We start from the raw sequence: 19,231 nt of genomic DNA on the forward strand, positions 1-19,231 counted from the left end.
GGGTCTATTTGAGGTAGTAGACGTTGGGGTCGGTCCCTTCGTCTTCTTTCAGTTGGAACGCGCGCGACGAGTCGGCCATCTTCGCGACCTCGCTGTCGGGGTTCTCGAGGTCGCCCATGTTCCGGGCGTCGCCGACGCACGTCTCGACGCAGGCCGGCTCCTCGCCGCGTTCGAGGCGGTGCGTACAGAAGCTACACTTGCGGATGTTGCCGATCGGCGACTCGCCCTCCTCGCGCGGGCCGCGGTCAACGCCGTACTCCGGGCTCGTGACCTCGCCCGCCCCCTCGACCTCGTCGTCGTAGTTCTCGCCGAAGTCGAAGTACCGCGCGCCGTACGGGCAGGCGATGTTGCAGTACCGACAGCCGATACAGCGGTCGTAGTCGATGTTGACCACGCCGTCGTCCATCTTGTACGTCGCCGAGACGGGACACACCTGAACGCACGGCGGGTTGTCGCACTGCATGCACGGGCGCGGCACGTTCGTCCGCGTGACGTTCGGGAACTCGCCGTGTTCCTCCTCCATCACGACGTTGTACGAGACCCCGGGCGGGGTTCGGTTCTCGGACTTGCACGCGACCGTACACGAGTCGCAGCCGACGCACTTCTGGAGGTCGATCACCATCCCCCACTTCTCGTCGCCCGCGCCGATCCCCCCGTCCGACTCGTCTCCCGCCTCGTCCTCGACCTGCGCCGTCTCCGTCGAGAACGTGTCCATTGACCCGACGGCACAGCTGAGCGACTCGGCCGTCTCGGTCGAGACCGTCTGGTCGCCCGAGTCGACCGCCGGGTTCGGCGTCTCGCGGTACGCCTCGCCGAACTCCGCGGCGGCGGCCTCGTCGTACTTCTCCCAGTAATCGTCGCCGGTGATCTCGCCGCGAGCGACGCGCTGCGCGTCCTCGGCCATCGCGACGCCGAGGTCGGTGTCCGCCTCGACGTCCGCGAGCTCCTCCCGCGGGTCGGGCCGCTCCGCTTCCACCATCGCGTCGAGGTCGGCTTTCCCGACGTTCGGGATGCCGGGGAGGGTGTCCCCGTCGTCAGCGGTGCTCATCGCCACCACCCGTCGCCGGTCGTCTCGCCGACGGGCGCTCGGTTCCGCGCCGGCCGGTTAGTCCTGGAGGTCATACGCGTGAACGTACGCAGACCCCGGTGGAAAGGGTGATACCAATACAGTTTGCCCCGGCCGCTCTCCGAGGGAACACCCCATATTCCGGGTACCAATACTGTTTGGATCGGGGGGATCGGTCGGCCGGATCGACCGTTTCGCGCCCCGCGACGGCGACCGCCGATATTATCACCGAGAACGGACACCCCCCGGACATGAACGCACCGTACCGAAGCGGACGAACGACCGGCGGGGCAGAGACGACGGTCCGCCGAGGGAGGGAACGGAGCGGATGAACTGGATCATCGCGCTCTCGATCGGGCTTCGGCTGCTCGGCGTCGGCTACTCGGTCCTGCTGCTCGCGAGCACCCGCGATCGGCGGTTCGGCTTCCTGACGCTGCTTTTGACCTTCATGACGCTCCGGCAGCTGCTCACCGTCCGGACGGCGACCACGGGGGTCGAGGAGCTCCCCGGGCTCGTCGTGAGCGGGCTCACCCTCCTGACGGTGTACTACCTCTCCGAGTACGTCGACGAGGAGGACGCCGTCAAAGCGCGGCTAGAGCGGGCGAACGAGCGGCTTCGGGGCTTCCGGAAGGCCATCGAACACGCCGGGCACGCGATCTTCCTCACGGACCCGGAGGGCACCATCGAGTACGCGAACCCGGCCGTCGAAACGGTCACGGGGTACGGACCGGACGAGGTGGTCGGCGAGAATCCCCGACTCTGGCAGTCGGGGAAACACGACGACGAGTTTTACGAGGGGCTCTGGGAGCAGATCGAGTCGGGGTCGGTGTGGGAGGGAGAGCTGACGAACCGCCGGAAGTCGGGGGAGCTCTGCTGGATCGACGCGACGATCGCGCCGATCACCGAGGACGGCGAGGTGGACCGCTACGTCGCGATCGAACGCGACGTCACCGAACGGAAGGAACGCGAGCTGCGCATCGAGGACCAGAACGAGCGGTTGGCCCTCCTGAACAACACGAATGAGGTGCTGCGAGACGTCAACCGGGAGCTCGTCGCCGCGTCGACGAGAGCCGAGATCGAGGCCGCCGTCTGCGAGCAGTTCGCCTCCGCCGAGCTCTTCGACGTGGCCTGGACCGGCGGACGCGGGCTCGTCGACGGCACCGTCAGTCCGCGCTCGTGTTCGGGGGCCGACGTCGACGCGCTCGACGGCCACATCGAGACGCTGTGCGCCACCGACCCGACGCCGATCGAGGCGGCGCTCGACGCCTCCCGTCCGGTGTTCACCGAGGTCGACGACGACGACCTCGCCGGATGTCCCGGTGAGTCGCACTGCGTCGTGGTGCCGCTCGCGTACCGCGGCGCGGAATACGGCGTACTCGTCGTGATGACCCGCAACGCCGACGCGTTCGACCTGATCGAGCGCGACATCTTCGCAGAACTGGGCCGCACCGTCGCCGACGCGATCAGCGCCGTCGAGAGCAAGCGGACGCTCGCCGCGGACAGCGTCACCGAGCTGGAGTTCCAGCTGACCGGGATCGACGAGCCGCTGGCGACCATGGCGGCGGAGCTGGACTGTACGGTCGACGTCGAGCACGTCGGCGGCGGCGAAGACGACCGCGTCCAGTACGTCACGGTCGCGGACGCCGAACCGGATGCCGTCTCCGAGTACGCCGCCGGCGCCGACGGCGTCGACGCGGCACAGCACGTCTACACCCACGAGGGACGCTCGCTGTTCCGGTTCTCGCTCGGCGAGCGGTCGATCGTCGCGACGCTGGCGCAGTACGGCGCGGGCGTCGAGTCGCTCTCGGTCGCCGGGACGAGCGGGACGCTGGTCGCGCACGTCGCCAGCTCGAACGACATCCGCTCCGTCGTCGACGCACTTCAGACGGCGTACGACGGGCTGACGCTCGTCGCGCAGCGCGAGCGCGAGCGGGACGTCCAGACCGAGGCCGGGTTCCGGAAGCAGTTAGCGGGGGCGCTGACGGACCGACAGCGCGAGGCGGCGCGCACCGCGCACTACGCCGGGTTCTTCGAGTGGCCCCGCGAGCACACGGGCGAGGAGGTTGCGTCGATGATGGACATCTCACAGACGACGTTCACACAGCACCTCCGGGCGGCCGAGAACAAGCTGTTCGCCGCGCTGTTCGACGACGCCGTCACGGTGTCGTAGCTGTCCGCGGGGACCGGCTCCGGTCGGCTACGGCGTCAGCCGGTCGACCGAGAGCCACGCCACGTCGGCGTCGATCGGAGCGTCGTCGCCGTCGTCACCCCCGCTCTCCGCCGGGCGCCCGTCGCCGACTGCCGTCAGCGCGAAGGCCATCTCCTTGCGGACGCCGCCCGCGAGCCGGACGTCGAGCGAGAGCTCCCGGGGCGAGAACTCGTGGTCCGGTCCCACCACGCGCACGAGGTGCTCGGAGTGCGGGAGGTCCTCGACCGTCTCCACGTCGAGGTACGTCCGGAAGTCGGCGCCGAACTTGAACCCGGTCTTCGGCACCGCGTCCGCCGCCCGGAGGCGCCTATAAACCGCGAGCCGGCGGTCGAACCGCTCGCCCTCCACGTCGCGGCCGCGGGCGACGACCAGAGCGGCGGCGTCGAGTGCGGTCGCGGTCCCGTCGTCCGCGTCGTCCTCCCCGTCGTCTCCGACCGACGCCGACAGCGACAGCCGGCCGTCTGCCGCGAGCGATGCGGCCTCGACGAGCGAGAGCTGGAGCGCGCCCTCCACGTCGGCCGCGCGCCCCGTGAGCGGCCGGCCGTAGAAGCCGCGCTCGTAGAGGTCCTCGGGGGCGTCCCAGACGACGACGCGGTCGGCGAGGAGGACGCCGGTCAGGTCGCTCGGCGGCTCGTAGTCGGTCGCGCCCTCGATGCCGCCCGCTTCGGCCGCGAAGTAGGTGATGTCGGACTCCTCGTCGACGACCGCGAGGGTGCGCCCGGCCAGTTCCGCGGCCGCGACGGACTCGCGTTCGCCGACGACCTGTATCGGGTACTTCACGTTGCCCGTGTCGGGCGTTTCGCCGCGCTCGTAGGCGACGAAGTCGACCGCGTCGCTCGGGGCGTCATCCCCGCCCGGCCACGGCTCGCGGGCGGGCGAGAGGTAGAAGCCCCGGTCGCGGAGGTCGGAGTAGACGAGGAAGCGCACCGCAAAGCGGTCGGCCGCGGCCGCGCTCGCGACGAAGAAGCGCTCGAAGCCGACGGGATCTGAATCATCGCTCAGCGTTATCCCGGAGAGGTCGCCGCGGAACAGCAGGTGGGCGGCCTCGACCCGCGAGAGCGCGATCTCGTTCCCGTCGAGCGGCCGCCCGTACCCCCGGGCGTCGTAGAAGCGCTGGCGGGCGTCCCCGCCGACGCGGACCGCGTCGCCCCGCAGGTGTCCCGTCGGTTGCATATCAGTCACCGCGGCCGGCCGAGGGAAGGGGGTTGCGGTCGATACGCGCTTGACTGTGGTCTGTCCGATCGGGACGGAAGTCGTTTATAAATGCGAGTTTCAAGCATTGCCGACGGCTGTTTATATGTGATTAGCAGCATATCGGCGGCGAACACCGCCAAATCCCCAGCCGCTCACTTATAAATAATCGACTGCGGATCGACGACGGATACCTCCAAAGCCCCAGCCGGGAGGCGGGCGCACGCTCGCTGCGGTCCTCGGTCGCTCGCGCTGCTCGCTCCCTGTGGTCCTTGCGTCGTCATCAGAACGCCCCGCGTTCTGATTGGCTCACGAGAGCTTCGCTCTCGTGAACGCCTGCGCCCGCCTCCCGGCTGCCCCTTTGAGTCCCACCCGACCGCACCGCAACCGCGCCTCACGCCTCCCCAGCCTCGCGGCTCACGGCTCGCGGCTTCGCCGCTCGCGTTCGCCGCGTCCCTCGCGCGTGCTGGCTCGCGGCCGCCGAGGGCGGCCGCTCGCAGGCGCACGCCACCGCGGCCGCTATTTATAAGCAACTGTCACTACCCTCCCGACCGTTTTGGATCGATATCCGCGGCCGGGAACCCGCTCGCGACGGCGTCGGACAAGGATAAAGAGCCGCGGGCCGGAAGGGTGTGTATGAACGACACCGCAGGGCTCCGGCTCACGGTGCGTGCCGCCGAGAAGCGGGACGCGGGCCGGGGCATCGCCAGGCTCCCCGAGTCGGCCCGCAAGCGGCTCGCCCTCCTCAGCGGCGACACGGTCGAGGTGCGCGGCGAGCGCACCGCGGTCGCGAAGGTGTGGCCGGGCGGCCCCGACGCCCCCGACGGCTCCGTCCTCATCGACGCCGACACCCGTGCGAACGCCGGCGTGAAGGTCGGCGACACCGTGACCATCGCGCCCGTCGACGTTTCCGACGCCGACCGTGTGACGCTTTCGGCGCCCGGCCGCCTCGCCGAGGTGGACGTGAGCCGCGAGGTGGTCGAGCGCGCGCTCTCCCGCGAGCTCCGCGACCGTCCCGTCACCGAGGGCGAGGCCGTCCACGTCGAGCGGCTCGGCGGCCTCCGGTTCGTGGTCGCCCGGACCGCGCCCGCGGGGACCGTCCGGATCACGGCGTCGACCGACGTGTCCGTCGAGTACGAGGGCGACGCCGAACCGACGAGCGACGCTGGGTCCGCGGGCGACCGCGCCGACGCGCCGACGGACGCGGGAAGTGACCGAGCCGGAGGATCTGGGACCGCCTCGGGCTCGGGGACCGACCTCCCCGGCGACGACGCCCGGCCGAAGACCGGCGACGCCCCGCCCGCCGAACACACCGCGGGCGCGACCTACGAGGACATCGGTGGGCTCGACGAGGAGCTCGAGCTGGTCCGGGAGACGATCGAACTCCCGCTCTCCGAGCCGGAGGTGTTCACCCGGCTCGGCATCGACCCGCCGAAGGGGGTCCTCCTCCACGGGCCGCCGGGGACCGGGAAGACGCTCATCGCCCGCGCCGTCGCCAACGAGGTCGACGCGACGTTCATCACGGTGGACGGCCCGGAGATCATGTCGAAGTACAAGGGGGAGTCGGAGGAGCGGCTCCGCGAGGTGTTCGAGCGCGCGAGCGACGACGCCCCGGCGATAATCTTCTTCGACGAGATCGACTCGATCGCGGGGAAACGCGACGACGGCGGCGACGTGGAGAACCGGGTCGTCGGCCAGCTGCTCTCGCTGATGGACGGGCTTGACGCCCGCGGCGACGTGATCGTCATCGGCGCGACGAACCGCGTCGACACCATCGACCCCGCGCTCCGCCGCGGCGGCCGGTTCGACCGCGAGATCGAGATCGGCGTCCCCGGCGAGGCGGGCCGCCGGCAGATCCTCGACGTCCACACGCGCCGGATGCCGCTGGCGGACGACGTCGACCTCGATCGGATCGCGAGCCGGACGCACGGGTTCGTCGGGGCCGACATCGAGGGGCTCGCGCAGGAGGCGGCGATGACGGCGCTCCGCCGCGCCCGCGAGTCGGACTCGCGCGCGCTCAACGACGTGACCGTCAGCAAGGCCGACTTCGAGGCCGCTCACGCGAGCGTCGAGCCGAGCGCGATGCGCGAGTACGTCGCCGAGCAGCCGACCACCGACTTCGCCGACGTCGGCGGCCTCGACGACGCCAAGGAGGAGCTCGAACGCGCCGTGACGTGGCCGCTCTCGTACGGGCCCCTCTTCGACGCGGCGGGCGCCGACCCCCCGACCGGCGTCCTGCTGTACGGCCCGCCCGGGACCGGGAAGACGCTGCTCGCGCGCGCCATCGCCGGCGAGAGCGGCGTCAACTACATCCAGGTCGCCGGCCCCGAGCTCCTCGACCGGTACGTCGGCGAGTCGGAGAAGGCGGTGCGCGAGCTGTTCGACCGCGCCCGGCAGGCGGCGCCCGCGATCATCTTCTTCGACGAGATCGACGCGGTCGCGACCGACCGCGACGCGGCCGGCGGCGACGGCTCCGGCGTGAGCGAGCGCGTCGTCTCCCAGCTGTTGACCGAGCTCGACCGCGCCAGCGACAACCCGAACCTCGTCGTCCTCGCGGCGACCAACCGGCGGGACGCGCTCGACCCCGCGCTGCTCCGCCCCGGGCGCTTGGAGACCCACGTCGAGGTCCCCGAACCGGACCGCGAGGCGCGCCGCAAGATCCTGGAGGTCCACACCCGCGAGAAGCCGCTGACCGACGAGGTCGACTTGGAACGGGTCGCAGACGAGACGGAGGGGTACTCCGGCGCGGAGATCGCCTCACTGACCCGAGCGGCCGCGATGCGCGCCATCGAGCGCGTCGCCGACGAGCACGGCGAGGCCGCCAACGACCACGCCGACGAGGTCGGGGTCACCGGCGAGGACTTCGACGCCGCGCTCGAATCGGTCCGCCCCGAGACCGCCTGAGGGCGGGGAAACGGATTGTCGCACGACCCCGTTCGACCCGCTCTCAGTCGTCTTCAGCGGTCGCGCCCGCTTCCGTTTCGTCTTCCTCGGACGCGCCCTCGCCGGCCTCTCCGCTCCCGTGACCGCCGTGCGCGTGGGCGTCGCCGAGCGCGCCGGCGCCGAACTCGTCGACGGGCGTGACGCTGTAATCGACCGTGAGCGTGTCCTTCGTCGCGCGGACCTTCCCCACGAACGCCGATATCTCCTCTAACCCGCCCTCCAGTACGAACAGCTCCATACAGTACTGCGAGCCGACGTGGCTGTGGAAGTTCGAGGCGACGATCCCCTCGTCCTCGTGTCGCAGCCGCATCATCCGCTCTTCGACGTTCGTCGTCTCGTAGTTGAACAGGACCGTCACCACGGCCATCAGCGCGCGGTCCTCCAGCTTCGCGTCCTCGAACTCGCCGAGGAGGTTCCGCGAGGCCTCGCGGACGACCTCGCTGCGCCCGGTGTACCCGTGTTCGTCCGCGAAGCTGTCGATCCGTTCGAGTAACTCCTCCGGCATGGAGACGCTGACGACTGTCATGTATTAACTCACGCCGGCAAAGTTGTTAATCCTTGAGGTCCGAGCGGTCGCGTTCCGCTTCCCGTTCGGGCTCGTCGCCACCCTCCGAACCGTCGACGACGTTCTCTCTTCCGCCGCCGCCCTCGATCCGCTCGCCGAGCCACGCGTAGTGGTCGAGCAGCGCCGCCTCGCCCGCGTCGGTGAGCGCGTACACGTCGGCGATTCCCTCGGTCCGTCGGTCGAGGTACCCGGCCTCGACGAGCGCGGAGAGGGTGCCGTAGAAGGAGCCGGGGTCGATCCGCTCGTCGTAGTGGGATTCGAGCCGGCTCTTCGCCGACTGCGCGCGCAGCTCCCCGTGGTCGTACAGCAGCGCGCAGAGGTCGCGACGACGGCCGCTGTGGAACCACTTGGTCATGGTCGGCGCCTCGCCCCGCGGGCTGATAAATTGCTCACGACGCGTCGACCGCGCCGTCGGAATCGACGCGCACGCCGCCGCGGCGGCCGGCATCGCTACCGTTGCCGCCGACCAGTTCGTCGAGGCGGCTCACGCGTCGGTCGCCGAGGACGCACCGCCCGCGCTCGTCGTGGCCGACGCGCTCGACGTGGACCGCGTCGAGGCCGGCGTTCCAGGCGGCCGCCACGTCGCTCTCGCCGTCACCGACGTAGTAGCCGCGGCCTCGGTTCGGGTCGACGCCGAGCACGCCCATCGCGGCCTCGATCGGGTCGGGCGCCGGCTTCCACCCCGTCTCGTCGGTACAGCAGACGACCGCGTCGAACCGGTCGTCGAGGTCGACGTGATCGAGGACCGGCTCCGCAAGGAACTCCTGGCAGTGGGTAACGAGCCCGGTCGGCCCGCCGACTTCGCTCACGCGGTCGAGCAGGCGCGCGGCGTCGTCGTGGAGGTACGTCGCCTCCGCGCGGGCGACGGGGTCCTCCACGGCGTGGAACGCCGGCCAGAACGCGTCGGGGTCGACGCCCATCCCGCGGAGGGTCTCGGCGCGAGAGCCGCCGAGCCCGTGCCAGAGGACGCGCGCCTCCCGGTCCGAGAACTCGCGGCCTAACCGGTCGCCGACGCGGTCGAACACCGCGCGGGTGTACTCCCACTCGGCGTCGACGAGCGTCCCGTCGAGGTCGAACAGGTGGAAATCGTAGTCGGCGACGGTCATGGGAACGACCGTAGGCCGCCGGTCGGTAAGTGCGTTTTGGGGCCGGGCGACCGGGTGCCACGGAGGACGGATCGGACGAGGGCCACCGATCGGCCGACGGCAGCGGCGCGACCGCGCTCATTCGCGCCTCGGACGGTCGGTCGACACGACGCGGAGCCGACGGCCGAACACGGCTACTCGTCGGGCATCCATTCCGGTCGGGTCGCCGTCGCGGTTCCGAACTCGGAGACCTCGTATCTCGTCTGCCGGGTGAACCCGTCGTTTCCCCTCGTGACGTCGTACTCCGCGATGTACCCCTTCTCGGTAACGACGACGTGCCCGGTCGCGCTATCGGCCGGAACGCTGACGGGGTCTTCGATGCCGGTCACGTTGTACCTGACCGCCGTCTCCCCCTCGACGGTGACGGTCTCGGTCGCGTTCACGTCGAGCTCCGACAGGGGCCGTCGTACCCCCTCGTGCGAGCCGACGCGGGCCTGCGTCCAGTTTTCGTCGGGATTCCGGTGTATCTCTCCCGTCGTTCGGTCGTACTCGAACACGCCCTCGGCGCTGTAGTACGCGTGGATGTCCCCGCCGAACTCCGTGTCGACCCACCGGACTGAGACGGTGCCGGCGTCGGCGTCTACCGTTCTCACTATTGTGCGGTTGCTGTCCTCGTCCGTGATGCGCAACCGACTCCGACGGGAGGTGTCGCTCACCGTCGCGTCGTGCGTTTCCAGTGCGACCGAGAGATCCGCAATTCCGTCCTGTGACCACCCTGACGGATACGAGAAGCTCTCGACCGTCGGTTCGGGAGTCGGTTCCTGTCGGTCCGTGGCAGGCAATCCGGAACAGCCGGCCAGGAGGACGACGACGACCAGCGTTACCGCGGGGAGGGCGTCTCGAAGCGGGTCGACCATACCGGGGGAAAAAACGGCGGCCGGGAAAATGCCTGTGGCCGCCGTGCCGGGACGAACGACGTTTTGGTGCCGGCGCGAGCGACGCGTTCGAGTATAACTCCGTCCCGAGTACGGGCGCATCCGACCGTGAGACGGTTACTCCCCTCGGACGTGGACCGACGACCCGAGGTACTTGTGGAGGACCTCGTCGACGGAGTCGGCGTTGAAACGAGTCAGATCCGCGGCGATCGCGTCCGTCAGCGCGTCGAGATAGGCTTGGTTGGTGCGGAGTTCCCGGAAGTCGGCGGCGACGACCTCGACGCTCGCGGCGGGAGCGACGCCCAGTCGCTCTTCCGCCAGCTTTCGGAACGACGGGTCGTCGCCGATCTCGCCGCGCCACAGGCGCTCGCGGAAGAAGAGCCAGCCGTCGGTCCCGGGCTCGCTCGCCGCGAGTTCCATCGTCGTCTCGAAGCGGTCCGGGTCGACGGTAGCGTCCGGCGGGTCGAGCCGGACGGCGACGCGGAAGACGTACGCGGCCTCCATCTGCGGGCCGGAGGACCGGCCGGAGCATAAAAGTACATACCGCTCGGCCGCCTGAGTCAGGGAAGATGCTGAACCGACTCCGCGGCCTCGTCGGACGCGCGTACCGACGACACCTCCGCCGCGAGATCGACGACGTTCCCGACCACGTCGCCGTCATCCAGGACGGGAACCGTCGGTACGCCCGCGAGCAGGGCGACGACGCGCCCGAGGGCCACCGCGCCGGCGCGGACACCACCGAGCGCGTCCTCGACTGGTGTGCGGACCTCGGGGTCTCTGAGCTCACGCTCTACGCCTTCTCCACCGAGAACTTCGAGCGCCCCGACGAGGAGCTGGAGCCCCTCTTCGACCTGCTGGAGCGCAAGCTGCGCGAGTTCGCCGACGCCGACCGCGTCCACGAGCAGGGCGTCCGCGTCCGGGCGATCGGCGACGTGCCCCGGCTCCCCCCGCGCGTCCGCGACGCGGTCGACTACGCCGAGCGGCGCACCGCCGGCAACGACCGCTTCACGCTCAACGTCGCGCTGGCGTACGGCGGCCGAACCGAACTGCTCGACGCCGCGCGCGCCATCGCGCGCGACGTCGACGCCGGCGAGATGGCCCCCGACGACGTCGACGTCGAGACGGTCGAGGAGCGCCTCTACGACCGCCCGATCCGCGACGTGGACCTCATCGTCCGGACCGGCGGCGACGAGCGGACCTCGAACTTCCTCCCGTGGCACGCCAACGGCAACGAGGCCGCCGTCTACTTCTGTGCGCCCTACTGGCCGGAGTTCTCCGAGGCCGACTTCCTGCGCGCGATCCGCACTTACGAGTCGCGAGAGGAGTCGTGGCAGCGCGCCCGGGCGGAGCGGGCCGCCGCGCTGGTGCGCGCGCTCGCCGAGGTGGAGTTCGCGGAGGCCCGGGCCGCGGCCGCCCGGCTCCGCGAGCGCGTCCCGCGGCTCGACGGCAGCGACCTCTCCGACGACGCCCTCGGCATCGCAGACCAGGACTCGGTCGGAACGAACGAGGAGGACACCCCGGAGCCGGCAAGCGCGACCGACCCGGCTCCGCCGGACGCCGACTGAACTGATTCCGACCGGGAGCCGACTAGCACGCTCCCGGCGCGATCCCGTCCTCGTTCCGCGTCAACAGGTACAGCGCGAACGACGAGAGCCAGTGCGACCCCGCGTAGTCGTCGGTGAGAACGTCCGCGGCCCCCGCCTCGGCGTGCCGGCGCGCCGCGGCGTTGAGGGGCTCGCGAAGCCGGGTCGCAGCCGGCCCGTCTCGCCCGTCCAGCGCGTCTGCCAGTCCGGCGAGACACCACGCGCGGGAGACGTTGAGCCCGATCATGTGCATCGCGGCGCCGTCGCCCTCGTCGGGCTCGACGTCGACGGGCGCGAGCAGCGCGTTGTGCGGGGGTTTGGTGAGGACGGGGAGGAAGTCGTCGAGCCACGCCGCGAACGGGTCGGGGTCGAGGACGCGGCGCATGAGGTCCGCCTCCGTCAGGGCGGGCGAGAGGAAGTCCCAGCCGACCGGCTCCGCGCCGACGACCGCGGCGGTGTCGTTCGCGTAGAGGCGGCGAGCGGTCGCTTCCGTCTCCGATTCCAGATCGGCGTCGCCGACGACCCGGGCGTAGTCGAGGACGCCCGCGAGCGCGAACGCGGTATTGCCGTGCGTGCCGACGCGGTGCGCCCGGTCGATGCCGAGGAACGACTCGCGGGTCCCGCGGCGGACTCGCTCCTCCAGCGGGCGGAGGGTCTCGCGCCACGCGTCGGCGCGCGGGTCGTCCCAGAGGGCGAGTTCGGCGGCGAGGCGCAGCAGCCACGACCAGCCGTACGGCTCCTCGAAGCCGGGGTTCTCGTCGAGGTAGTCGACCTCGCGAGCGACGTTCTCGGGGATCAGTCGCTCGTCGATGCCGGTTACGATCGCGGCCTCGTCCGGGTGATCCGGGGCGAGTCGTAGCGCGCGGACGAGCGCCCAGTGGCTGTGGACCGCCGAGTGCCAGTCGAAGCAGCCGTAGAACACGGGATGGGTCTCAGAGGGGCGCGGCGGTGCCTCCGGCCCCTCAACGGTCCCCTGGTAGTGCGGGTACTCGGTCTCGACCCCGTCGAGCGGGTGGGCGGCCAGGGTCGTCGCGACGGCGTCGTCGAGCGCGTCGGCCCGTCCGGCCCGGAGCACATCCGGCGACAGCTCCTCGAAGGCGTTCATGTCGGAGGGTCTGCGGGGCGCCTGTTCAATCGGTCGGTAGCGTGCGAATTGCCCGCATGCGGGTTCGCGGTTCGCAGGAAGCGTCGAGGGCGCGGTCAGGCAGGGTTCTTCCGCGTCAGGTCGCTGCCGCAGATCGGACACCGCTCTTTGTTCTCGTCGAAGGTGCGGTTACAGCCGACGCACTGGAAGCGCCACTCGCGCTCCTCGGAGATGCCGTCGCGAGCGATGGCCTCGACCGGGAGGTCGAGCCGCTCGGCGACGTTCTGCATCGCGTAGTCGTCGGTGACGAGCGTCGCGTGGAGCTCCAAGGCGGTCGCGATGAGCCGGATGTCGGTGTCGGAAAGCTCCGCGGCGTCGCCCGACCCCTTCGCGGCGCGGCGGACCCGGTCGACCGCCTCCGGCGCCGGCACGTGGACGGTCATCCCGGAGCCCTCCATCGCGTCGAAGCGGAGCGCCACCTCGCCGGTGAGTTCGTCGTGGACCGCCGGGATGGAGACCACGTCCTCGTCGGTCGTGTACTCGTGGATGAACGCGGACGAGTCGAGGACTTGCATCAGCGGGCGACGACGATGTAGTCTTTCACCGCCTGGACGTTCGCGACCGGGACGCGGAGCCGCCCCATCTCGTCGACGTCGAAGTCGACGCGTTCGGGCCTGAGTTGCTCGTGCGGGCTGACGAGGAGGTGGTTCAGCTCCCCGGACTCGAGGTTCATCGTGATGTTGTACAGGTCCCCGAGCTCCGTGCCGTCGGAGCTCATCACCGCCTTCCCGGACAGGTTCTCCGCGAGGATGTCGACCATACCCTCACGGTCCCGGGCGACGGTATTAAACGCCACGGGGCGTCGGACGGGTGACGGACGCGGCCGCGCGTTCGTCACCGGATGGACGACGGACGCGGGCGCGCCTTCGTCACCGGACGGGCGACGGACACGGGCGCGCTCTCGACGTTCCGGTTCGTCGCAGCATTTTGAAAGGCTTAACTGACGCCCGGGCGGAACAGTCGATATAACCTTCTCGGGGCGATCACATATGACCGACCACACACACGCGGACACCCTGCGAACCCCCATCGTCGCCGTGCTGGGCCACGTCGACCACGGCAAGACGAGCCTGCTCGACACGATCCGCGGCTCCGCCGTCAGCGAGGGCGAGGCCGGCGCGATCACCCAACACATCGGGGCGACGGACATCCCGCTCGACACCATCTCCGGGATGGCGGGCGAGCTGATCGACCCGTCGGACTTCGATTTACCCGGACTCCTCTTTATTGACACGCCGGGGCACCACTCCTTCTCGACGCTGCGCGCCCGCGGCGGCGCCCTCGCCGACATCGCGGTGCTGGTCGTCGACGTGAACGACGGCTTCCAGCCGCAGACGGAGGAGGCGATCGACATCCTCCGGCGGACGGGCACCCCCTTCGTCGTCGCGGCCAACAAGGTGGACACGACGCCGGGCTGGAACCCGCAGGACGGCGAACCGATCCAGCGGAGCATGGAGGCGCAGTCCGAGCGCGCGAAGTCGATGCTCGACGAGAACCTCTACGAGATCATCGGCCAGCTGTCGGACGCGGGCTTCTCCGCGGACCTCTACTGGCGGGTCCAGGACTTCCAGAAGAACATCGGCGTCGTCCCGCTGTCGGCGCTCACCGGCGAAGGCGTGCCGGACCTCCTCACCGTCCTGATGGGTCTCTCCCAGCGGTTCATGAAAGAGGAGATGGCGATCGACGTCACGGGGCCCGGCGAGGGGACGGTCCTCGAAGTGAAAGACGAGCGCGGCTTCGGCGCCACCGTCGACACCGTCGTCTACGACGGCGTGATCCGCAACGGCGACACCGTCGTCGTCGGCGGGCAGGACGAGCCGATCGTCACCGAGATCCGCGCGCTGCTCCGCCCGCGGCCGCTCGCGGAGATCCGGACCGAGAAGGAGTTCGAGAAGGTCGGCGAGATCGGGGCCGCGGCCGGCGTGAAGATCGCCGCGCCCGACCTCGACCAGGCGATGGCGGGCGCGCCGGTCCGCGTCGTCCGCGACCGTACCGTCGACCGGGTCGTCGAGGAGGTAAAAGCCGAGCTCGCCGAGATCGAGGTCGAGACGGCCGACAACGGCGTCGTCGTCAAGGCGGACACCCTCGGCTCCTTAGAGGCGATGGCGAACGCGCTCCGCGAGGCCGAGGTCCCGATCCTCCGCGCCGAGGTCGGCGACATCGCGCCGCGCGACATCGCGGTCGCGGAGACCGCGAACCAAGACGAACACAAGGCGATTTTGGGTTTCAACGTCGACCTCCTCCAGAACGCGGAGTCGGACCTCGAGAACGCGGACGTGAAGCTGTTCAAGAACGAGGTCATCTACCAGCTGGTCGAGGACTACGAGCGCTACGTCGAGGAGAAGCAGCGCGCGCAACAGGAGACGGTGCTGGACAAGGTGGTCCGCCCCGCCCGCTTCCGTATCCTCCCCGACCACACGTTCCGGCAGAACGACCCCGCCGTCGTCGGCGTCGAGGTCATCTCCGGCACGCTTCAGAACAACCGCAACGTCGGCTTCTTCGAGGGCAACGAGTTCGAGCGCGTCGGCGGCCTCTCGGGGATTCAAAAGCAGGGCGACGACGTCGACGAGGCGCGCTCCGGCGAGCGCGTCAGCATCGCCATCGACGGGCCGACGGTCGGCCGCGACATCGAGGAGGGCGACACGCTCTGGACCGAGGTGCCCGAGAAGCACGCGAAGATCCTCGAACAGGAGTTAAAAGAGGAGATCACCGCCGACGAGCGCGAGGCGCTCCAAGGCTACTTGGAGACGCGACGCAAGCGGGACCCGTTCTGGGGCAAGTGACGACCGCGTTCGCCGCGAACCGACTCTCCGCGTCGTTCACGTCCCCGGCGGCGTCCTGACGTGGTGGCCGCAGTTCGGACACTGCCCCTCGTTTAAGAACTCCGTCGGGCCGGTGCCGGTCGCCGCGTTGTAGCTGAAGCTGTGCCCGCAGTTCGGACAGGTCTCGGAGCGTCGGACCATGCGGTTCGATAGCGTCCCCCGTCACTTCAAGATCAGCCGACGTCGGCGGTCACCCGTACAACAGAATGACCACGGCGACGAACGCTAACTCGCCGCCGACGAGCAGCGCGGCGAGCAGCCACGTTCGGTAGGTCCACAGCCAGTCGCGAGCGTCCGCGAACCGGTTCTCGCCGGCCGCCGCCGACTCGCCCCCGTACGCCGCGTCGACCCGCCAGCCCGTTTCCGGGTCGTACGTCGCTGGCACGCGGGTCCCGACGAGCTCGTCGACGTCGAGCGGCGAGACGCCCGCGGCCTCTAAGAACTCGAGGAACTCCTCGGACTCCTGAAGCGACCCGTCCCGGGGCGCGTCGAACCGCTCGGTGTGGGTGGCGTCGCCGTGCGGCGGGCGCATCTCGACGGCGACGCGGTCGCCGACGGAGCGCACCCGGGTGACGATCAGCGCGTTCTCCTCGTCGTTGAGATACGCCTCGCGGAGGCGGCGCTTCACCTCCTCGTCGACGCCGGCGTCGAGGTCGTCGGGGAGAGCTTCGGCGTCGCCGGGGGACGAGTCAGCGTCGACGTCGTCGGCGCTTTCGCGGTCGGCGGTCGTCGAGACGCGCTCGTCGCCGCCGGATCGGTCCGCCATCGATCCGAGGTTGGCGACGCGCTCTGATAAGGTCATGGCCCTCCCCGAACGCCATACGTGACCGGTGGCGCTGCGAACGACTTTACGACCGCGCTTGGCGGAGCCCCAGCCGCTCGGCCGTACGAAGGTGGGCCTTATAAATCGGCGATCGACACGAACGCCGCCGAAGCCCCAGCCGCTCGGCTGTATGACAACGTTCCCTATAAACCAGCGATCGACACGAACACGACCGCCGAAGCCCCAGCCGGGAGGGCGGCGCACGCTCGCTGCGCGCTTCAGTCGCTCACTACGTTCGCTCCTTCCAGTGCTTACGTCGCCTGCGCCGCCCTCCCGGCTGCCCCTTCGAGTCCCACCCCGCACAGCCCCGCGCCTCACGCCTCCCCAGCCTCGTCGCTGGCGGTCTTCGCTTCGCTCGACCGCCACCGACTCCCTCGCGCGGTGCCGTTCGCGGCCGCCGCAGGCGGCCGCTCACGGGCACGCGCCACCGCATTTCGACTAGTCAGCCGTTCACTGGAGTCGGTAGCGGAGGATCGCGGCGATGCCGCCGAGGTTCGAGAGCTGCTCGCCGGGGGCGAACTCCGAGGAGAAGACGACCACGTCGCCGCCCTGTTGTTCGACCGACTCGATCACCTCGTTGACGTCGATCTCCCAGTCGCCGTCGCCCTGGCGCTCCGTGCGGAGGCGCTCGTCGACGACGAGCAGCGTCTCGACCGCGCCGAACTCGGCGGCCTCGGCGGTGTCGTCCGGGCCGTACGTCGCCTTCTCTTCCTTGGCGATGTTCTCCGTCAGCTCGTCGATGAGGCTCGCCTCCTTCGAGATGCGGGTCTCTTTTTGAACCTCGTCGACTGCGCCGCGCTTCAGCACCTCGTGGACGCCGCGGTCGCCCGCGGCGGAGGTGTCGACCGTGGTGATCCGGTCCGAGAGGTCCCGGTACTCCTCGTCGATGTAATCGCGCGCGTCCTGCTTGGTGAACCCCGGCCCGGCCAGGATCACCGCGTCGGCGTCGAGGTGCGCGAGCGCCTCGCCCAGCTCCGCGAACAGCTCCTCGCGCGGCCGCGAGAACTCGCCTTTGCCGGTCGGCTTCGTGAACGATGCGTACTCCTCGGTGCCGTACTGCTGGACCGTGTGGACGTACGCCGCGCCCTCCTCGACGGTCGCGATGGCCACGTCGGGGTTCTCCGCGGCCTCGGTCGCCTCCTCCAACCGCTCGGTCTGGTCCGGCTTGAAGTGTTTCTCGACGGTTATCTCGTCGTGCTCCTCGACGTTGAGCGTGTGGTGGGCGTTGAGCTGGTCCTCCCGCGAGCAGCCGACGATTATCCCGGAGACGCGGAGGCGGTTGGCGAACCGCGCGAACTCGACGTCCTCGACCTCCAGCGTGACGAAGATGTGCTCGCGCTGCCCGCCGGTGTCCCGCATCTGGTCGTCGTTCCGCTGAATCCGTCGGGTGGTGTCGCCCTCGACGAGGTCCCCGGGCTCGAGGACGTGCGCGAGGTGCCAGAGGTCGTCGACGTTCTCGGGGACCAGCGTGAGCCGTTCCCGGCCCTCCTCGCCGTACCCCCGCTCGGAGATTCGCATGCCCGGGCGTTCGCTCGCGGCCGTATCAACGCTTGCCTTCCGCGTCGGCGAGCGACGGCCCCCACTCGAAGCCGCCGGCCGGGTCGCCGTCCGATTCGGCGCCGCCGGCATCGTCCGCGTCGTCCGCATCGCCCGCGTCGTCTCCGCCGGCGGCGCCAGCCTCGTCGACGGGAACGCCGCGACCGACCTGAACCGCGGCCGGCGGCTCGCTCCGCATCGGCCGCCCGCCGTCGCCCGACACGACGGGGGCCGGAGGGTCGTTGCGCGCGCGACCGATCTCCCGGTCACGGTCGGCGGCACGGCCCACGCCCGCGCCGCGATTCGAGCCCTCACGGGGAGTCGCGTCCGCGCGGCGACCCGTTCGGCTCTCGGTATGCGCGGCGTCGCGGTGCGTCCGGACCGCCGGCCGCGCCGCGGCGTCCCGATTCAAACCCTCACGCAGCGCGGCCGCCGCTCCCCGTCCGTAGAGCCCGTGCGCGACGACGCGGGCGAGGAAGGCGAGCGCGACGCCGACGATCAGGGGCACCGTCGGCGCCGCGACGGCGTAGCCGACCGCGAGCGCCCCGACCGCGAGCGTCCACCCGGTGGCGTACGAGCCCGTCGCGGCGACGCCGGCCACCGTCCGCGGGTTCAGGCCGTCCCTGAGCCGCCCGGACGCGGCGAACGCTGCGAGGGCTGCGGGGCGGACGTACGCAAAGGCGAGGAGGTACGCGCCGACGAGCGCGGCGACGAGACCGACGGCGACGACCGCGACGGCGACCGGGCTGTTCGGACCGAGCGCCGACTCGACGGCGGTCGCGGTCGACCCCGGATCGACGGGGCCGGCGACGAGCGCGGCGACGGCGCCGCCGGCGACCGCGAGACCGCCCGCGAGCGGGGCGAGCAGCGCCGCCGACAGCAGCGCCGACTTGAGGCCGTCCCTGACCAGCTCTCCCCAGGCGACGAGCGACGGCGCGCCGGCTCCGTCTCCGGACTGGATCGCGCTCCGCGTCACGCGGACAAAGTAGCCGCGCGCGACGAGCGACGGCGCGAACGCGACCGGGGCCGCGACGGCGATGGCCGGGCTGACGAAGAGGACGCCGACGAGCCACAGCGCCGTGAGGATCCACCCCAGCAGGGTCACGGACCCGCCGACGAGGACGACGCCCGCGGTGTCGTCGGTTCGCGTCAGCGCCGTCGCGGCCGCGGTGAGCATGTGACTCGACACAGGGACGGGAGCCGCATAAATGATACCCGGGCCCGAGCGTTTATATCACTCCACGGATTATTGCCAGTCGGCCGCGCGGGACAATCGTGTGCCTCTGACAACCCAACCGCGGCCGCCACTCGGCGGTCGCCCCCCGTCCG

18 protein-coding genes are annotated in these 19,231 nt (G+C 70.6%); 4 read left to right on the plus strand and 14 right to left on the minus strand.

Annotated features, from left to right (window positions below):
* Nucleotides 1-4: 4 nt before the first annotated feature.
* Nucleotides 5-1,048 carry a 4Fe-4S dicluster domain-containing protein gene (locus tag B378_RS0113150; RefSeq protein ID WP_017344235.1) on the minus strand — a complete coding sequence of 348 codons (1,044 nt, stop codon included), beginning with the start codon at nucleotides 1,046-1,048 and terminating at the stop codon, nucleotides 5-7.
* 346 nt (nucleotides 1,049-1,394) lie between these two features.
* Here B378_RS0113150 and B378_RS0113155 point away from each other — a divergent pair, with 346 nt between their 5' ends.
* Nucleotides 1,395-3,236: a bacterio-opsin activator domain-containing protein gene (locus B378_RS0113155; protein ID WP_026046292.1), complete on the plus strand. Its 1,842-nt coding sequence runs from the start codon at nucleotides 1,395-1,397 to the stop codon at nucleotides 3,234-3,236.
* Between the two features lie 27 nt (nucleotides 3,237-3,263).
* Here the strand turns inward: B378_RS0113155 and B378_RS0113160 are convergent, their stop codons facing one another.
* Complete coding sequence (locus B378_RS0113160; protein WP_017344236.1) at nucleotides 3,264-4,448, minus strand: tRNA-intron lyase; 1,185 nt, start codon at nucleotides 4,446-4,448, stop codon at nucleotides 3,264-3,266.
* A gap of 654 nt (nucleotides 4,449-5,102) precedes the next feature.
* On the opposite strand from B378_RS0113160, the gene B378_RS0113165 reads away from it, so the two are divergent.
* Nucleotides 5,103-7,370, plus strand: coding sequence for an AAA family ATPase (locus B378_RS0113165; RefSeq protein ID WP_017344237.1), 2,268 nt, complete (start codon nucleotides 5,103-5,105; stop codon nucleotides 7,368-7,370).
* Between the two features lie 43 nt (nucleotides 7,371-7,413).
* Here B378_RS0113165 and B378_RS0113170 read toward each other — a convergent pair whose 3' ends face one another.
* The 5 genes from B378_RS0113170 to lwrS form a co-directional block, all read right to left on the minus strand.
* The gene (locus B378_RS0113170) at nucleotides 7,414-7,935 is read right to left on the minus strand and encodes a CopG family ribbon-helix-helix protein (RefSeq protein ID WP_017344238.1); all 522 of its coding nucleotides are present in this window, start codon (nucleotides 7,933-7,935) and stop codon (nucleotides 7,414-7,416) included.
* 25 nt (nucleotides 7,936-7,960) lie between these two features.
* Nucleotides 7,961-8,329, minus strand: a complete 369-nt coding sequence (locus B378_RS0113175; protein ID WP_017344239.1) for a PadR family transcriptional regulator — start codon at nucleotides 8,327-8,329, stop codon at nucleotides 7,961-7,963.
* 34 nt (nucleotides 8,330-8,363) lie between these two features.
* A complete protein-coding gene (locus B378_RS0113180) occupies nucleotides 8,364-9,080 on the minus strand; it encodes an HAD family hydrolase (protein WP_017344240.1) in 717 nt (238 codons plus the stop codon).
* A gap of 173 nt (nucleotides 9,081-9,253) precedes the next feature.
* A complete protein-coding gene (locus B378_RS0113185) occupies nucleotides 9,254-9,976 on the minus strand; it encodes a hypothetical protein (RefSeq protein ID WP_017344241.1) in 723 nt (240 codons plus the stop codon).
* A gap of 135 nt (nucleotides 9,977-10,111) precedes the next feature.
* Nucleotides 10,112-10,498 carry an LWR-salt protein gene (gene lwrS, locus B378_RS0113190; protein WP_017344242.1) on the minus strand — a complete coding sequence of 129 codons (387 nt, stop codon included), beginning with the start codon at nucleotides 10,496-10,498 and terminating at the stop codon, nucleotides 10,112-10,114.
* Nucleotides 10,499-10,563: 65 nt separating this feature from the next.
* Between lwrS and uppS the strand changes: the two genes are divergently transcribed.
* Nucleotides 10,564-11,559 (plus strand): polyprenyl diphosphate synthase, encoded by a 996-nt coding sequence (gene uppS / locus B378_RS0113195; protein ID WP_017344243.1) that lies wholly within the window; start codon nucleotides 10,564-10,566, stop codon nucleotides 11,557-11,559.
* Between the two features lie 22 nt (nucleotides 11,560-11,581).
* Here the strand turns inward: uppS and B378_RS0113200 are convergent, their stop codons facing one another.
* From B378_RS0113200 to B378_RS0113210, 3 genes are all read right to left on the minus strand, one after another.
* A complete protein-coding gene (locus B378_RS0113200) occupies nucleotides 11,582-12,682 on the minus strand; it encodes a DUF2891 domain-containing protein (RefSeq protein ID WP_017344244.1) in 1,101 nt (366 codons plus the stop codon).
* 95 nt (nucleotides 12,683-12,777) lie between these two features.
* Nucleotides 12,778-13,236, minus strand: coding sequence for an NOB1 family endonuclease (locus tag B378_RS0113205; RefSeq protein WP_017344245.1), 459 nt, complete (start codon nucleotides 13,234-13,236; stop codon nucleotides 12,778-12,780).
* Nucleotides 13,236-13,481 (minus strand): PRC-barrel domain-containing protein, encoded by a 246-nt coding sequence (locus B378_RS0113210; RefSeq protein ID WP_017344246.1) that lies wholly within the window; start codon nucleotides 13,479-13,481, stop codon nucleotides 13,236-13,238. Before B378_RS0113210 ends, B378_RS0113205 begins: the two co-directional genes overlap by 1 nt.
* 229 nt (nucleotides 13,482-13,710) lie before the next feature.
* On the opposite strand from B378_RS0113210, the gene infB reads away from it, so the two are divergent.
* Entirely contained in the window at nucleotides 13,711-15,504 is a 1,794-nt protein-coding gene (gene infB / locus B378_RS0113220; RefSeq protein ID WP_017344248.1) for a translation initiation factor IF-2, read from the plus strand.
* Nucleotides 15,505-15,540: 36 nt separating this feature from the next.
* Here the strand turns inward: infB and B378_RS16850 are convergent, their stop codons facing one another.
* The 4 genes from B378_RS16850 to B378_RS0113240 all read right to left on the minus strand — a co-directional run bounded on the left by B378_RS16850 (nucleotide 15,541) and on the right by B378_RS0113240 (nucleotide 19,079).
* Nucleotides 15,541-15,684, minus strand: coding sequence for a hypothetical protein (locus B378_RS16850; protein WP_017344249.1), 144 nt, complete (start codon nucleotides 15,682-15,684; stop codon nucleotides 15,541-15,543).
* A gap of 49 nt (nucleotides 15,685-15,733) precedes the next feature.
* Nucleotides 15,734-16,309, minus strand: a complete 576-nt coding sequence (locus B378_RS0113230; protein WP_017344250.1) for a hypothetical protein — start codon at nucleotides 16,307-16,309, stop codon at nucleotides 15,734-15,736.
* Nucleotides 16,310-16,816: 507 nt separating this feature from the next.
* Nucleotides 16,817-17,884, minus strand: coding sequence for an mRNA surveillance protein pelota (locus tag B378_RS0113235; protein ID WP_017344251.1), 1,068 nt, complete (start codon nucleotides 17,882-17,884; stop codon nucleotides 16,817-16,819).
* 25 nt (nucleotides 17,885-17,909) lie between these two features.
* Nucleotides 17,910-19,079 carry a DUF4013 domain-containing protein gene (locus B378_RS0113240; RefSeq protein ID WP_017344252.1) on the minus strand — a complete coding sequence of 390 codons (1,170 nt, stop codon included), beginning with the start codon at nucleotides 19,077-19,079 and terminating at the stop codon, nucleotides 17,910-17,912.
* Between the last annotated feature and the right edge of the window lie 152 nt (nucleotides 19,080-19,231).

The organism is Halorubrum sp. T3 (genome assembly GCF_000296615.1).
Classification (GTDB): domain Archaea; phylum Halobacteriota; class Halobacteria; order Halobacteriales; family Haloferacaceae; genus Halorubrum; species Halorubrum ruber.